Origin of the sequence: Undibacterium sp. Di24W, assembly GCF_049340325.1 — a bacterium.
Classification (GTDB): domain Bacteria; phylum Pseudomonadota; class Gammaproteobacteria; order Burkholderiales; family Burkholderiaceae_D; genus Undibacterium.
In genome coordinates this window covers 526,465-543,268 of the sequence record NZ_JBMPOP010000004.1, presented here as the reverse complement: position 1 = coordinate 543,268, position 16,804 = coordinate 526,465, and the positions used below count along the sequence as shown (strand labels likewise).

Annotated in this window: 8 protein-coding genes and 2 tRNA genes; 6 read left to right on the top strand and 4 right to left on the bottom strand. The window is 47.6% G+C overall.

From position 1 onward, the window contains the following. Positions 1-4,265 (top strand): beta strand repeat-containing protein (locus ACO0KZ_RS11540; protein WP_422995286.1); only part of this gene is annotated, 4,265 nt, incomplete at its 5' end. 328 nt (positions 4,266-4,593) lie between these two features. Here the strand turns inward: ACO0KZ_RS11540 and ACO0KZ_RS11535 are convergent. Together ACO0KZ_RS11535 and ACO0KZ_RS11530 are read right to left on the bottom strand one after the other, a co-directional pair. Then, positions 4,594-4,669: transfer RNA gene (locus tag ACO0KZ_RS11535), tRNA-Asn, on the bottom strand. A 64-nt stretch (positions 4,670-4,733) separates the two neighbouring features. Next, positions 4,734-4,809 (bottom strand) — tRNA-Asn (locus tag ACO0KZ_RS11530). Between the two features lie 550 nt (positions 4,810-5,359). Between ACO0KZ_RS11530 and ACO0KZ_RS11525 the strand changes: the two genes are divergently transcribed. The 3 genes from ACO0KZ_RS11525 to uvrB all read left to right on the top strand — a co-directional run bounded on the left by ACO0KZ_RS11525 (position 5,360) and on the right by uvrB (position 8,693). Then, positions 5,360-5,518: a DUF3309 domain-containing protein gene (locus ACO0KZ_RS11525; RefSeq protein ID WP_422995285.1), complete on the top strand. Its 159-nt coding sequence runs from the start codon at positions 5,360-5,362 to the stop codon at positions 5,516-5,518. Positions 5,519-5,609: 91 nt separating this feature from the next. Continuing rightward, positions 5,610-6,182 carry a hypothetical protein gene (locus ACO0KZ_RS11520; RefSeq protein ID WP_422995284.1) on the top strand — a complete coding sequence of 191 codons (573 nt, stop codon included), beginning with the start codon at positions 5,610-5,612 and terminating at the stop codon, positions 6,180-6,182. Positions 6,183-6,599: 417 nt separating this feature from the next. Further along, positions 6,600-8,693 (top strand): excinuclease ABC subunit UvrB, encoded by a 2,094-nt coding sequence (uvrB, locus tag ACO0KZ_RS11515; RefSeq protein WP_422995283.1) that lies wholly within the window; start codon positions 6,600-6,602, stop codon positions 8,691-8,693. Positions 8,694-8,766: 73 nt separating this feature from the next. Here uvrB and cphA (ACO0KZ_RS11510) read toward each other — a convergent pair whose 3' ends face one another. Together cphA (ACO0KZ_RS11510) and cphA (ACO0KZ_RS11505) are read right to left on the bottom strand one after the other, a co-directional pair. After that, a complete protein-coding gene (gene cphA / locus ACO0KZ_RS11510; RefSeq protein ID WP_422995282.1) occupies positions 8,767-11,337 on the bottom strand; it encodes a cyanophycin synthetase in 2,571 nt (856 codons plus the stop codon). 108 nt (positions 11,338-11,445) lie between these two features. After that, complete coding sequence (gene cphA / locus ACO0KZ_RS11505) at positions 11,446-13,626, bottom strand: cyanophycin synthetase (RefSeq protein ID WP_422995281.1); 2,181 nt, start codon at positions 13,624-13,626, stop codon at positions 11,446-11,448. A 410-nt stretch (positions 13,627-14,036) separates the two neighbouring features. Here cphA (ACO0KZ_RS11505) and ACO0KZ_RS11500 point away from each other — a divergent pair, with 410 nt between their 5' ends. Together ACO0KZ_RS11500 and ACO0KZ_RS11495 are read left to right on the top strand one after the other, a co-directional pair. Further along, positions 14,037-16,310, top strand: coding sequence for an ABC transporter transmembrane domain-containing protein (locus ACO0KZ_RS11500; protein WP_422995280.1), 2,274 nt, complete (start codon positions 14,037-14,039; stop codon positions 16,308-16,310). Between the two features lies 1 nt (position 16,311). Beyond that, positions 16,312-16,779, top strand: a complete 468-nt coding sequence (locus ACO0KZ_RS11495; protein ID WP_422995279.1) for a DUF1854 domain-containing protein — start codon at positions 16,312-16,314, stop codon at positions 16,777-16,779. Positions 16,780-16,804: the final 25 nt, after the last annotated feature.

The window sequence follows — 16,804 nt, the reverse complement described above, 5'->3', positions numbered from 1 at the left end:
CTATCGTTGACGCATTGGTTGACAGCTTCCAAGCTGCTAACACAACAACACACATTGAGCGTTTGACTATCCGTGCAATCGACAACGTCAACGTTGCAGCAGCAACGGTTGGTGTATCGATCGATGCTGGTGCATTGACAGCACAATCTGCGTTGGACGTAACTTTGGGCCGTGGCGCGAACTTCTTGCAATTAGGCGCTGGTGCAGACCGCGTTGTCTTGTTGGGTAACTATGTTGCTGGTACTTATGCTGTGACAGAAAACGGTGTTGCTATCAACACCCAATCTACTGCAACAGCAGTAGCTCGTGTAGTCACAGACACCATCAACTTGGGCAATGGTAACGATACCTTGGTGACTTACGGTGCGATCAATTTGACAGGCGCAACATTGTCTGGCATCGAGAACATCACTTCTAATTCAGCTGTAGTAATTACCGCTAGTCAATATGCAGCATTAATCGCTGCACGAGCAGCATTGGGTCTGTCTGGTCCGGTAATGACCTTCACTGGTGCGGGGCCACATCAATTGACGATTGTTGATGATATCGCTGGTGTGAATAATATTGATTTGTCCTATATCTCCGTCACTGGTGGCACGCTGGTATATGATGTGACGTCGGCTTCGAATGCAACGGGTGGTGGTGTCAACAATAATACGACTTCCAATGCAATTTTGGTGTCCGGCAGTGGGAGCGCTATTGCCGGCACGGTGGGCACTAGTCCATCGAATGGTAATGGCCAAGCTGCCAATAGTACAGCGCTGACCGCAGGTGGCACATTTAACGGCACACCTGGACTGAACGAGAATTTTACCGGCAATGTGGCGGCACTGGAAGGCACTACGGTTAACGGTAATGGCAGTGATGCAGACAAAATCACGATCTCTGGCGGTGGCACGGTCAGTATAGGCAATGGCAATACCATCACCAATATCAAGACGCTGGCTACCGATAATACGGGAACCAATATTAATTTTACTGTAGCTACTTCGGGTATTACGACCATCAATGGCGGCGATGGTAATGACAATGTTAACCTGAATAATTCTGGTAGCTCTATGTTGGCGGGCAATATCAATTTGGGCGCGGGTAACAATAATCTCACCTTAGAAGGCAAGACGTATAGTGGCACCTTTGTTGCAGGTTCAGGCAGTGATACTCTGTTCCTAGTCAATGGCAGCAATATTAGTGCGGCCAATGTGAGTGGTTTTGAAGCTGTGAATATCGCCAATAATGCTTCCGTTACTATGACGGCAGCACAATTTGCTGGTTTTGCTACGGTCACGGCCGCGGCAGCTGAGACGGTTAACCTCACCACCGCAGGAACGATAGCGGGTAGTGCGAATGTAGAGAATTATGTACTGGCAAACGGCAACAATATCTTCACGGCTGCAACCGGCCTGGTATCGGTGACAGGCGGCACAGGTAATGACACCATCAACGCTAGTTCAGCCATCATCACCGCATCGACCGCAATAAACGGCGGCGCTGGCACAGATGTGCTTGCGGTCGGCGCTGTGACTGCAGCTTTAGATATGTCCGCCAAAGTCAGTAATGTAGAAACAGTCAATGTCACAGGTGGCACGACCCCAACCTGGACCGTGACGAATGAGAATGGCGCTGGCGTCACCCTGAACTTCACCAAGTCAGCCTCCACAGCGATCAATGGCATCACGTTGGGTTCTGGCGGCCAGACCCTCAATATTCTGGGTACGGGAACAGGTGCCAGCACGATCACTGGCGGCTCTGGTGCTGATATCATCAATTTGTCCACGACAGCCGCCGGGGCGGATACCATCGCAGCCGGCTCGAACATCAATGCCATTGATACCGTCAATAATTTCAAAGCAGCGGGTGCAGACCTTTTCGGTACAGGTGTTGTGCCTACCTCACTGTTTAGCCTGAATATTGCCAATGCCGACAGCAGCAATCTCGCAGCAGCGATCGCTACAGCAGCGACGGCAGCGGGTGCGGGTCTGGCAAACACAGGTCAGGCTTACACCATCGTTGTCAACAGCGGCACGGCGGCGGGCACCTATGCCTTCCAGAACTCCGGTAGCAGTGCAACTGCGGTGGATGGCAGCGATTTTATCGTCAAACTGGGCGGTACAGTAGGCAGCATCGTTGCCAGTGATTTCGGCATTGCCAATGCGGTTGCCGTCACCCCAGGTGGCACATTCAATGGTAATTCTGGTGCCAATGACATCTTCATGTCGAGTATTCCTGGCCTCAATGGTACGACCATCGCAGGTAATGCTGCCGACAGCGATGTGCTGACCCTGACTACAGCAGGAACAGTCACACTCAATAACGGTAGCACCGGCGGCACCATCAGCAATATCAAGGTTCTGAACCTGGCAAACGGCACCAACACCATCACCTACAATACTTCAGCGGGCTTTACGACCATCAATGGCGGCACAGGCGATGATACTTTCATTCCCAACTCAGCCTTGTTACCTATCGTTGTGAATGGCGGCTCCGGCACTGACACGATAGTGCTGTCGGCTGCTTATGCTGCCACAGCTTCAGGTTCCGGTACCTTTGCTGCCAATGTCACCGGCTTTGAGAAATTACGACTCACCGGGGTCACCAACGAGACCATTGATTTGCAGGTCTTGGGCAACTATAACGATGTCACTTTCTCTGGCGCCAATGGACTGATGTTGAACAACTTGCCGAGCAATGGCAATGTCACGCTGAATGGCGCGGGAACCGCCGTTACCCTTGCCAATGCCGCCTTTGCGGGTGGTGTCAACGATATCATCAACCTGACGCTGACTGATGGCAGCACTGGTGGCGTTTCTTTTGCGACCACCGGTATTACAGCATCCGGTGTTGAGACAGTCAACATCAGTGTCAACGACACCCAGGCTACACCGACAGGCGCTTTCAATGACAACGTGACCTGGCTGGGTAACTCGGTCAAGACCTTTAATGTGAGTGGTAATGCAGGCTTGACCCTGTCATCATCGAGCACCTCGCTGACGACGGTGGATGCCAGCGGGATCACGCTAGGCGGCTTTAGCTGGACATCCGGCGCCCTGGCAGGCGCAGCCACTGTCAAAGGCAGTGCAAGCGGTACCAACACAGTCAATATGAACTCTGCCACTGCAGGTGTTAACTACACTGGCGGTAGTGGTAACGACAATGTGACAATCAACGCCACCGTTTCCAGCACGGCGGCATTGGGTAACGGCAATAATAGCCTGGCTCTGAATGGCGTGACCATCCTCGGCACTTATACTGGTGGCACGGGTACAGATAGTCTGGCGTTCTTCTCAGCGACACCCGATATCAGCAATGCCACGATCACCGGCTTTGAAAATCTGACGGTGACCAATAATGCCAATATCACGGCAACCATTGCCCAGATGTCGCAGTTTACCGGCGTCGTCAATGCCGCAGGAACTGAGACGCTGAACCTGGCTACGGCTGGTAGTTTCAATGCCTTCAACACGATAGAGAAGTATAACCTCTCCAATGGCACCAATAACTTCACTTCTACCAACGTGGCGGTCAGTGTGATTGGTGGCACAGGTGTTGATATCTTCAACTTCACTTCCAACCAGATCATCAATTTCCTGACCACGGTGGATGGCGGCAATAGTACAGATACGCTCAACATCGGCGCGACCACGACGCAGAACATTGATCTGAGTACCAAGGTCGCCAACATCGAAGTCATTAACGTAGCGGGCAGCATAGGTACAGCTAGCCTTACCAACGTCAATGGCGCAGGTGTCACGCTGAACTATACCAAGAGCACGGGTGACAACACCATTACCCTTGGTAGTGGTGGCCAGACGTTGAATCTGCTTGGTTCCAGTCCTGCAGCGACTACCGTCACAGGTGGTGCGGGGGTGGTGGATACGATTAACCTTCAAACCGCTGGTTCAGGCTCGGAGACCCTGATAGAAACGGGCGCCAATATGTCGAACCAAACGCAGGTAGACGTGGTGGGTAATTTCAATGCGACTGGCACGGATTACTTCAAGACGGGCGTCAATGCAGCCAGTGTGGGTTCCTACATTATCGGCAATGCCACTACGGCTAACTATCTGGCCACGATAACCGCTGGTTTGTCTGTTGTGCTCAATAGCGCCGGCCAGGCTTACCTGATCACGATACAGACAGGCTCAGCAGCAGGCACTTATCTGTTCCAGAACACGGGTTCAGATACCAGCCAGTTTGATAATACCGATTTCTTTGTGCAACTGACAGGTACCGTTGGCACTATCACTACGGCTAACCTGATCGCGTAAGAGGCTAGCATTCAAGGACGGGTAGAAATCTCAGTTCTACCCGTTAGCCTTGAAACTGTTATTTCATTTTGCGTGCTAGTCGGGTTGATTGGTACTTTGAATGGCGCAAATGAGATCGTATCTTGGGCTGGTTTTGGGGCTTGCAATCGGATTGCTGTGAACTAAATTTTCTTCCTGTTTGAAAAGCCCTGATGGAGTAGTTGAGCATTGCTTACTTTATTCGGCAGCGAAGGGAATAGTCGAGCTGGAGCATGAATTGCGTTATGGCCTAAGATGGTATGGGCGAAAAAAAAAGAGTTTGTGATTTCTCACAAACTCTTTTTTAATTTGGCTCCTCGACCTGGACTCGAACCAGGGACCTGCGGATTAACAGTCCGTCGCTCTACCAACTGAGCTATCAAGGAATAGAAGCATTACCTCTAAACTTTTATTGCACTACATCTCTATTTCTAGAGCTACAAAATTCTGTGGCTCCTCGACCTGGACTCGAACCAGGGACCTGCGGATTAACAGTCCGTCGCTCTACCAACTGAGCTATCAAGGAACAGAGACAAACATTATAGGGAGAATTCCTAAACTTGTCAAAAGTTTTTACTTGAGAATGCTTTTTTTACCTACTGTTTTGGGGGCTTAAAGATTGTCCATTTCAGTGTAAACGCTTTGCTGACGGGCTTTTCTAGTAATCGTCTTTCATTTTTCCAAATTGGAAAATTTTTTGACTCATGCTTTAGCAGTCAGCATTGATTGCGCGTTCATCCACTGGTCAAAATCGATTTCTGTCACAAAACACTATGCTGCTCGCTGCTATAGATAAAGGACATGCATGCGTGCGAGTTTGCTATTTGTGCGCCCCGTAAGACAAAGTTGAAAACTTTAATTTCACCAGGACTATCCATCTCAGTTCGTGCTCTTTGCTTGCGGACAGCTCTAATTGGAGATGAATGCCCGCCAAATACCCTCTGAGGCTAGCCAATTTTTTTAAAAATTAAATGAAGTCAGTTTTTGGAATGAATCTCTTTTGTGTGTCGCCGCACGGACTGGTCATTGAATCTTAGTTTAAATGCAGATTGGTTTATCTTTATAAGAAAGCTTATATGAGTATCGCTACTATTCTATTGATTATTCTAATCATTATGCTGATCGGTGCGTTTCCACGATGGCCTCATAGTCGTAACTGGGGTTACGAACCAAGTGGTGGACTGGGATTGGTTTTTGTAATTCTGTTGATTTTATTGTTAATCGGAAGAATCTAGACCGGACTTACTTTGATTGAGTGCAGGATCGTGTTGTTTATCAATTGTCGGCTTTTGATGGATTTTTGGTTTTAATGGAAGGTAATTATTTATGCCGCAAATCATCGCAGGATTCATTCAGCAACAGGATCAAGTTATACAGCTCATGTTGGCTTTGAGAAGCGCCAAATTTGATGAAAAATACATCAGCTCTTTTTATGTGAATCCACCTGGACAGCATGATATCTTGCCTCAAGGCGGAGACAGGTTTGATTCTCCGGGAACGAAAGAAGTACTGACCGGACTTGCAATTGGTGTGAGCGGCGGTGGCCTGCTTGGCGCGGCACTTGGTGTCGTTGTAATCCCAATTGGAGGTCCATTTGCGCCTGTACTTGGCGCCGCAACAGGTGCACATATCGGAGCCCTGATTGGCAGTGTGTCAGAAATGAAGGATCAAGGTGCGGGTGAAGTTGGTGGAGAGAACACGTTGAGGCAGCGCAAGACTGGCATGATGGTTGCGGTATGTGTTGAGGGTGCACGTGAGGAGAACGATGCCATTGATATTTTTAACGCCTTTGGCGCTGTGGATATAGAGAGTAGTGTTGGCAAGATTGTTGATGGTGATTGGTGCGATTTCGATCCTTTGACTACGCCGCACTTAATCGCGCAAACACTTCCTCATTAGTCCTGGATCAATCTTAGAGTGCCGATTGTCACGGCTGGACAAGATACGGCAAATCAAATGCAGGACTTAAGTGTCTAGGGGTAAATTTGCTCGTGTACCCATGATCGTGATTTTTGACAGGGATTACATAGCGTTTGGCCGATTTTGAACTTATGGCGGAGTAGTATCTCTGGCTTTGGTAGTAAGCCTTTTCTAGTTTACTTCATTTACTGATTAAATATACAGTATAATGTTTAAGGTCCGCAGCTTGGTGTTCGTTGCAGCTTTTTTGATTTTTTGTAATCGATATCGCGGCGGCCGTTTTGCTTAATTTGTCAGGCCGCTACTCATTTCGCTCGAAAGTTCTTTGTTCGGGCTCGTGTTAAGATAATTGGCTATTGGCATATTGTTCTTATTGCCTATTTCTAAGGTTTTTTCATGAGTGATTTACTCTCTGTCGTTGCGCAAGATGTAGAAACGAAGTTCGTTACGTTTCCTGATTCGCCATTTCAGCTCTGTCAAATATTTGAACCTGCAGGAGATCAGCCAGCTGCGATTGCGCAATTGGTAGAAGGTATCAATGATGGTTTATTTTTTCAGACTTTGCTAGGTGTAACGGGCTCAGGTAAAACGTATACGATGGCCAATGTCATCGCACGTACTGGTCGACCCGCTATCATTTTTGCGCCAAACAAGACCTTGGCAGCGCAGTTGTATAGTGAGTTTAAAGAATTCTTTCCACGTAACGCGGTCGAGTACTTCGTGAGTTACTACGATTATTATCAGCCAGAAGCTTATGTGCCGCAGCGGGACTTGTTTATCGAAAAAGATTCGGCGATCAATGAACACATTGAGCAAATGCGATTGTCGTGCACTAAGTCTTTGATGGAACGACGTGATGTGATTATCGTTGCGACGGTGTCGGCGATTTACGGTATTGGTAATCCCAACGAATACCACAAAATGATTTTGACCTTGCGCGCCAAGGATAAACTCAGTCAGCGCGATGTGATCGCACGTTTAATTCAAATGCAATATACGCGCAATGAAGTGGATTTTGGGCGTGGTACTTTCCGTGTGCGTGGTGACACCATAGACATTTTTCCAGCCGAGCATGCTGAGTTAGCCGTGCGTCTGGAAATGTTTGATGATGAAGTTGAAAGCATCGCCTTATTTGATCCCTTAACAGGGCGCGTTAAGCAAAAAATCCCGCGATTTACAGTTTATCCAGGCTCACACTATGTGACGCCACGTGAGACCGTTTTGCGAGCGATAGAAACGATCAAGATAGAACTACGTGAACGTCTGGACTTTTATCGTCGCGAAAATAAATTGATTGAAGAACAGCGCATCGAACAACGCACGCGTTTTGATCTGGAAATGATGGCGGAGATTGGATTCACCAAAGGGATTGAAAATTATTCACGTCATTTAAGTGGTGCAAAACCTGGTGACCCACCGCCGACTTTGGTCGATTATTTACCTGTCGACGCCTTGATGTTTTTAGATGAGTCGCATGTGCTGACTGGGCAATTAAATGCCATGTATAACGGTGACCGTTCACGCAAGACCAATTTGGTTGATTATGGATTCCGTCTCCCATCTGCACTGGATAACCGGCCACTAAAATTTGAAGAATTTGAAAGCAAGATGCGGCAAACGGTGTTCGTCTCTGCTACGCCGGCGGAGTACGAAAAACAGCATGCAGATCAGGTGGTCGAGCAAGTGGTGCGTCCGACAGGATTAGTTGATCCACGCATAGAAGTGCGTCCGGCGTTAACGCAAGTCGACGATTTGATGAATGAAATTACCTTGCGTGTGAAGCTCAATGAACGGGTTTTGGTGACGACCTTGACTAAGCGTATGTCCGAACAGTTAACGGAGTTTTTAGGCGATAACGGCGTCAAGGTACGCTACCTGCATAGCGATATTGATACTGTGGAACGTGTTGAAATTTTGCGTGATTTGCGGCTTGGTGCCTTTGATGTCTTGGTTGGGATTAATTTGTTGCGCGAAGGATTGGATTTGCCGGAGGTATCTTTGGTGGCGATTTTGGATGCGGATAAAGAAGGTTTCTTGAGGTCAGAGCGTAGTCTGATTCAAACCATAGGTCGCGCTGCAAGGAATTTGAATGGTACGGCGATCTTGTATGCAGATCGCGTTACTGATTCCATGCGTCGTGCGATCGATGAAACCGAACGTCGTCGTGCCAAACAAATTGCATTTAATACCGCCAACAATATTACGCCGACGGGCATCAATAAGAAAATTAAAGACATCATCGACGGCGTGTACAACCCGCAGGTAGCGCGCGATGATTTAATGGTCGCTCAGGAGCAAGCGAAGTACGAAGCGATGAGTGAGAAACAGATCAGTAAAGAAATTAAGCGCTTAGAGAAACTGATGCTCGATCACGCCAAGAACCTTGAGTTTGAACAAGCTGCCAAAGTGCGCGATCAGTTGGCTGTGTTGAAAGAGCAGCTATTTGGGGCGGGTGGGCATGATAATGTGACGTCAATAATTGGCCGTTAAAAATGATAAGCAATGAAAAAAGCCGGATTGCTCCGGCTTTTTTCATTGGTACAGAACTTATAAGGCAAACAGCTTAGCCTTCAACAATTCGTGCCGCAATATGTGCCAAAGCTTCTTCAACCTGATCAATCAAGATCAGGCATAGGTCGCCTTCACCCAAAGTCGACAATGCAGTATCTATCGCGATAAATTCACCATTAATTTCCTGAATGTCGGTCGTGCGTTTAGCGTTTGCTAAACCAGCGCGCAATAAGGCTACGACTTCACCATCCGCACGACCACGTTGACATTGATCTTGGTACAGAATAACTTGGTCAAAAGCGTTGCCCAGAATTTCAGTTTGTTGACGAATATCTTGATCGCGACGATCACCCGCGCCACTAATAACAACCGAGCGACGTTTGCCAGGCATACTTTCTACCGCTTGTACTAAAGCGCTGATCGCATCAGGATTGTGACCATAGTCGGCGATCAAAGTCGCACCGCGATAATTGAAAACATTAAAGCGACCAGGCGCATTGTCGCTGTCATTCATAAAGCTTTTCAAACCCTTACGAATCGCTTCCCAATTAATGTTAGTCGCCCACGCTGCCGCCACCGATGCCATGACGTTTTCGATTTGGAAACCAATCGTGCCATTTCGGGTAATCGGAATTTCAGATAATGGAATTCTTTGCACAAGTTTACCTTCTACAGCGACCAGATCACCGTTTTCTATGAATACGACTCGATGTCCTCGAACCTTATGAGCAGTCATGATTGCCAATTGGCTATCTGCTGCAAAGAAGGTGACGGCACCAGTGCAATTGCTGGCCATGCTTGCAACGATCGGATCGGCCGCATTCAAGACAGCAACCCCGTTTTCCGCTACGTTTTGTACTATCACTCGTTTTAATACGGCCAGATCTTCAACGGTGGTGATGTAATTCAGACCTAAGTGGTCGCCAGTACCAATATTGGTGACTACCGCGACTTTACAACGATCATAGGCCAGACCTTCACGTAAGACACCGCCACGAGCAGTTTCAAATACCGCTGCATCAACGTCAGGGTGGGATAAAACATTGCGGGCACTACGTGGGCCGCTGCAGTCACCGCTATCAATTTGACGACCTTCTACATAAACACCATCAGTATTCGTCATTCCTGTGCGCAAGCCGCTGACTGTCAATAGATGCGCAATTAAGCGTACCGTGGTGGTTTTTCCATTGGTGCCTGTGACCGCAATAATAGGAATTCGTCCATCATCGCCATCAGCAAACATGGCCGAAACAATGGCTTCACCTACCGCGCGACCTTTGCCGAAAGATGGGGAAAGGTGCATGCGCAAACCAGGTGCCGCATTGACTTCGACTACGCCACCGTTCTGATCTTCTATCGGTTTCAAAACGCTGTCACAGACCACGTCTACGCCGCAGATGTCCAGTCCCACCATTTGTGCGGCAGCGACGGCGCGCGCGGCAACTTCTGGATGTACATCGTCTGTTACGTCAGTGGCGGAGCCACCCGTTGAAAGATTAGCGTTATTGCGTAAAACGACACGTGTGCCTTTCGATGGCACAGTGTCTGCGGTATAACCTTGTTTGGCCAAGCTTGCTAGCGCGATGTCGTCGAAACGAATCTTGGTCAATGAGGTTGCATGGCCACTGCCACGGCGCGGATCTTTGTTGACTTGTTCAACTAACTCACGAACAGAATGTGTACCATCACCCACGACTTGCGGTGGATCGCGGCGAGCAGCAGCAACCAGTTTGTTGCCAATGACAAGCAAGCGGAAATCATTGCCAGGCAAATAGCGTTCGACCAAAATATCATCGCGGAATTCGCTCGCTGCGATATAGCCAGCTTCTAATTGTTCGCGCGTCGTGACATTGACAGTGACACCTTTACCTTGATTGCCATCTTTAGGCTTAACTACTACGGGCAGGCCGATTTCTTGCGCAATTTTCCATGCATCTTCTATGTCAATTGCGGTACGACCTAAAGGTACTGGCACGCCAGCAGCATCGAGTAATTTTTTTGTCAGTTCTTTATCCTGCGCAATGGCTTCTGCAATAGCGCTGGTGCCATCCATTTCGGCGGCTTGAATTTTGCGTTGTTTGCTACCCCAACCAAAAGTCACCAAACTACCGCTGGTCAGACGGCGATAGGGGATGTTACGTGCCACCGCTGCATAAACGATAGAACCGGTAGATGGTCCCAAGCGTAAGTCTTCATCTAGATCGCGCAATTGATTTAATGCCGACGTTAAATCAAAGCTGGTATTTTCTAAAGCTGCTTTGCACAATTGCTCAGCCAGTTCAAATGCCAGGCGACCTACATCTTCTTCTGAGTATTCTACGACTACTTGAAAAATGCCTTCTTCCAGAGTTTGGGTAGAACGGCTGAATGTAACCGGGCAGCCTGCTTGCGCCTGCAGAGCGAGCGTTGCTAGCTCAAACACACGCGCTAACGGAATCGCATCATCATGACCCGTCGCTTGCAAGGGGCCAATTTCTGGGAAGAGGGCACGCAAACGTGCTTCAAAATCGGGTAGTTTATTGATCGATAATTCCTCTGGCGTGCAGCGTACTATCGCCTCAACCGCAGTGTGGTGACTCCAGAGGTTAGGGCCACGTAAAGCCCTGATTCGTGAAACTTCCATAAACCTTTATCCTATCTACGGCGCAAACGCCAAAATGTCTACTTTGCTGGTTCTGCAAGGTCGCATTGCTTTCGCTGAATGTAAAACGGCGACCTTTTAGCCATGGTTTTAATATTGTTTTTTCGGCGGATTTGAATCGAAATTACGCAAAGCGGCAACGATCAAATCGGATGCAATATCCAGAGCCCAGGCTGCTGCGATGGCTGCCATGATTGCTTCCGGTTGTTCTGCCTTACTGGTTTTGAGCGAAGACAGTGCGACTAAGTTGAGCTCCTCTAAACCGGTTGCCAAAACAATGCACTCATCACGTATAAATACCGCGCGCTTACCGTCTGTTAAATGTTTGCGTAAAGTCGTATTTTGACCCGAGTTCGCATAAAAAATGACATCGCCATCAGATAATTCTGCCAAATCCTCAGCTTGACTGATATCCGCATTAATGACCGCGCAGCCATGCGGCAGAATTACGTCAATCTGCGAACGCATGACTTTGAACATTTGTTCGGCTTCAGTTAAGTAGAAGCCAGATAGATTTTCTATGCCGTCCAAATCAGTCACAACGCCCACCGTACATTTATCGTACGCTAAACCATCCGCCAAAATACGATTAGCGTTGGTTTCAAAGACAGCGCTTTGCACGTTGCGATTCAGTAGCAGGCGTTGGCCTGCATCCCAAGACGTACAGTCGGTTTTCACTACCTGACGTTGATCCAGATAGAGGCCATCCGCGCAAGCAACACCGGAGTATTTACCACTAATACTCAACATACTAGAAACCAAGCGTGAAATTAAGCTAGTTCCCTTACTGCCAGCTACGCCAACGATAGGAATGCGACCATTATCAATGGGGCCAAACAAATGCTTGATGATGGCCGAGCCTATATCGCGCGGTTTGCCTACAGCGGGCTTTAAATGCGACAACAAACCAGGGCTGGCATTGACTTCGATAATGGCACCGCCTTGTTGCTCCAACGGTCGGGAGATATCTTCACAGACCAAATCGATACCGGCAATGTCGAGTCCAATGATGCGTGTCGCTAAGGCCGCGATACGGGCTATGTCGGGATGAACTTCATCGGTCACATCAATTGCGACATTACCATTGTGTTGAATCAAAACTTTTTGCTTATCTGCTGGCACTGATTCTGCGTCCATGCCTTGGCGCTTAAGTTCCAAAATGATTTCAGCACTTTCATCTGGTTTAATTAAACCTAAAGGAAATTCTTCTGTTTCGCCACGACGTGGATCGATATTGATTTGTTGTGCAACTAATTCATTGATGTTGGATTGACCATCGCCGATGATCCAAAGCGATTCGCCTTTAGCTGCGGCGACTAATTGATTGCCGACCACTAATAAGCGATGTTCGTTGCCGGTAATGTAGCGTTCAACAATTACGCTCTTGCTGTCACCTTTGCGAGCAGCTAGTTCATAAGCAGCGATGACTTCGGGCTCAGTCATCAAATTTAATGTGACGCCACGACCATGATTGCCGTCATAGGGTTTAATGACGACCGGTAAGCCAATGTCCTGTGCTTCCTCCCAAGCTTCTTCGGCACTGCGTACCAAGCTGCCTTCTGGCACGGGAACGCCGCATGCCTTCAAAAGCGACTTGGTCATGTCTTTATCGCTTGCGATGCTTTCTGCAATGGCGCTGGTACGGTCGGTTTCTGCCGTCCAGATGCGGCGCTGTGCTGCACCGTGACCCAATTGCACCAGATTACCTTCTGTTAAACGTATAGACGGAATGTTCCGGTCAGTCGCGGCATCGACGATGTGTGCGGTACTTGGCCCTAAACACAAATCATCGACCATATCGCGTAATTTGAGGAGTTCTGCATCAAAATCGTAGTTTTGATTCTCAATCAAAGCCATTAAGAGATCACGCCCCATACTAAGCGCTGCCCTACCTACTTGCTCCTGACGCGTCCGGAAGGCCATTTTGTACACGCCCTCGACATGGGTCGAGCGGGTCTGGCCAAATCCGGTACGCATACCTGCCAGATTTTGTAATTCAAGGACGACATGCTCTAAGATATGACCGACCCAAGTGCCTTCTTTAAGACGTTCCAGAAAACCGCCGACCTCACCAACACCACAGCGATGCTGTAGCAAACCAGGTAGTCGCTCGGTCAGACGTTCATACAGGCCGGGGAGTTTATTGGAAGGGAGCTCTTCGAATTCCCCAATATCTAGCCAAACTTCGATGACGGGGCGATATGTCCAAATGTTCGGTCCGCGCAGATGAGTAGTACGCAGCGGAGTGATGTCTTTCTTTTTTGTAGTCATGAATGTCAATTTATTATTGAATAGTGAAATCGCTATTCGCTTTAATTTTTTTTGGAAGTCAATCGTTTTAAGATCAAGTATTAACGCTTTTAAAGTCGTTTCAGCCGACAAGCAGCAGATAGGCAGTGTTAAATTAAGCAAATTTGAAATTATCTCTCCAAAGCTTGCTGGTATACTTCTTACCAAACACGAAACTAGGTAATCTCCATGATCTTGTTTCCCTTTCGACAGAATACCGTAATTTGTCGTTTCAGTCATACAGCATGATGCATTCTTCCAAAGTTTTCTTGGATTTTGCCTGTAATTAACGTGCTAACTTATGTGTGAATAACAAGAAAATACGGTTTTTTTAATTTTTTCTCGCGTTTTCGATTTGTGCCAGAAAACGTCTCCCGGGAGTTTGTTTGACGATGACAACATCACCAACAGCAACAGTAAGCATTACTAATTCAGTCGCCAATTTGCCGCAAGTGTGGGTACAAGAGTTGAGTTTGCAATTAAGGCAAGATGAAACGATATTGAATGCAGTTGAAACCGACCTTGATGCCAAGCTCAGGTTTGAACAAGGCTTAATCGTCGTTACCAATCAACGTTTGCTGTCGAAAGCACCTAACGCGCAAAATTGGGACTCGTGGTCGTACGCCCAAGGCTTGCAAATTCGCCATCATGACCATGCGGGCGTGGGACACTTGGAATTGTTAGATGATACGCAATTGTTGGCGCATTGGCGTTTTACTTTAGGGCAAAATTTATTGGTTATTCGGCTGATGGATAGCTTCCGAGAACAACTGGAAGCCCACATTACAGGCAAAACCCCAGAGCATGTCGAGCAAAACATCTGCCCTAGTTGCAAAGCAATTCTCGAGCCGGATCAAGATGAGTGTCCGGTTTGTACCAAAGTGATTCACACGCCTCCTTCCACCTGGACCTTGTTTCGTTTGTGGCGTTTTGCGCGCCCATACAAAATTTCGTTAGCGATCGGTTTTACTTTGATGCTTTTGGGTACCGCGGCGCATATGATCCCGCGGTACTTGACAAAACCACTGACTGATGAAGTTTTGATTCCTTATCAAAATGGTCAGCACGTAGACCCCGGCTTGGTCGCAACTTACATCGGTGGCTTGTTTGGTGCAGCGGTATTGGCTTGGTTGTTGAGCTGGGGTAAGACTTATATTTTAGCTTTGGTTTCAGAGCGTATCGGTGCAGATTTGCGGACCGCAACCTATGAGCATTTGTTAAAACTCTCTTTAGAGTATTTTGGTAGCAAACGTACCGGCGATTTAATGTCACGTATTGGTAGCGAGAGCGATAGGATTTGCGTTTATCTATCCTTGCATTTATTGGACTTTGCCACCGACGTTTTGATGTTCATCATGACTGCGGTGTTCCTGTTGCAAATCAATACGAAGTTGGCGTTGGTTACTTTATTGCCTTTGCCGTTGATTGCTTGGGCGATTCATTTGGTACGTGATCGCTTGCGAACGGGTTTCGAAAAAATTGATAGGGTTTGGGGTGAGGTAACCAATGTACTTGCCGACACGATCCCTGGTATTCGTGTGGTCAAAGCTTTTGCGCAAGAGCAACGGGAAGCATCGCGTTTTCGTGATGCGAATAAACACAACCTGGCAGTCAACGATAAGCTCAATAAAGTCTGGTCTTTGTTTTCGCCTATCGTTTCTTTTTTGACTGATATTGGTATTTTGGTCGTTTGGGGCTTCGGTATCTGGCAAGTGTCACATAACGAAATTACGGTGGGTGCTTTGGTTTCTGCTGTGGCGTTTATTAGTAATTTCTACGGTCGTATTGATTCCATGAGTCGCATCGTCTCTGTGACTCAAAAATCGGCTTCAGCAGCGAAACGGATATTTGATATTCTTGATCATGTCTCCAGCGTGCCGGAACCACAAAATCCAGTCAAAATCAAAGAAGTAAAAGGTCAGATTGAATTGCGCGAAGTCGGTTTCCGTTATGGTAATCGTGCTGTTAATCGCGGAGTTAGTTTGAATATCCAACCGGGCGAGATGATAGGTTTAGTTGGTCATAGTGGCTCAGGTAAGAGTACCTTGGTCAACTTGATTTGCCGTTTTTACGATGTGGCGGAGGGCGCGATTTTGCTCGATGGCGTGGATATTCGTTCTTTTGCGGTCGCTGACTATCGCTGTAATATTGGCTTGGTGTTGCAAGAGCCCTTCTTATTCTTTGGTACGATTGCCGACAATATTGCCTATGGTAAGCCGAACGCCACGCGTGAAGAGATTATCGCTTCTGCACGTGCTGCCCATGCACATGAATTTATTTTACGTTTGCCACAGGGTTATGATTCTATGGTCGGCGAACGTGGTCAAGGCTTGTCTGGCGGTGAGCGCCAAAGGATTTCAATTGCACGTGCCTTATTGATTGACCCACGAATTTTAATCATGGATGAAGCGACTTCATCAGTCGATTCAGAAACCGAAAAAGAAATTCAAAAAGCATTGGATAATTTGGTTAAAGGCCGCACCACGATTGCGATTGCGCATCGTCTTTCCACCTTGCATAAAGCGGATCGTTTGGTTGTATTAGATCGAGGCGAAGTGGTGGAAGTCGGTAGTCATGACGAATTGATGGCCAAGCATGGCGCGTATTTTAAATTGTATGAAGCGCAGGCTCGTAATGCTGCGGCACTCGCTGTGGGAGGTGAATAATATGACGACGACATTTCAATTGCGACGCAATAATTTTCGTCAATTGGTATTGACCGATGTCGACGGCGCAGATCACGTTGATGTGCGTCCGGTGCGTGCTTTTCCGATTCAATCACCGGATGCGGGAATTTCCTTGGTTAAAGAAAATGGTGCAGAAGTGGCGTGGATAGATCACTTATCTGATTTGCCAACTGCGATTCGTGAGCTCATCGACGAGGAGTTAGAAGGTCGTGAGTTTATGCCTGAAATTTCGCAAATTGTCAGTGTCACCAGTTTTGCTACGCCTTGCACATGGTATGTGAAGACAGACCGTGGCGATACTCATTTTGTTTTGAAAGGTGATGAAGATATTCGTCGCATAGGTAAAGATTCTTTATTGATTGCAGATAATCACGGGATACATTTTCTGATCCGGAATATGTTTGAAATTGATAAACATAGCCGAAAAATTTTAGATCGATTCTTGTAAAAACTTGCTAAACCTCATCGCTCCA

Bases quoted from the DNA above. Each gene is read 5' to 3' on its own strand.
- uvrB (WP_422995283.1), top strand. From the start codon at position 6,600: ATGAGTGATTTACTCTCTGTCGTTGCGCAAGATGTAGAAACGAAGTTC.
- ACO0KZ_RS11525 (WP_422995285.1), top strand. From the start codon at position 5,360: ATGAGTATCGCTACTATTCTATTGATTATTCTAATCATTATGCTGATC.
- cphA (WP_422995281.1), bottom strand. From the start codon at position 13,626: ATGACTACAAAAAAGAAAGACATCACTCCGCTGCGTACTACTCATCTG.
- ACO0KZ_RS11495 (WP_422995279.1), top strand. From the start codon at position 16,312: ATGACGACGACATTTCAATTGCGACGCAATAATTTTCGTCAATTGGTA.
- ACO0KZ_RS11520 (WP_422995284.1), top strand. From the start codon at position 5,610: ATGCCGCAAATCATCGCAGGATTCATTCAGCAACAGGATCAAGTTATA.
- ACO0KZ_RS11500 (WP_422995280.1), top strand. From the start codon at position 14,037: ATGACAACATCACCAACAGCAACAGTAAGCATTACTAATTCAGTCGCC.
- cphA (WP_422995282.1), bottom strand. From the start codon at position 11,337: ATGGAAGTTTCACGAATCAGGGCTTTACGTGGCCCTAACCTCTGGAGT.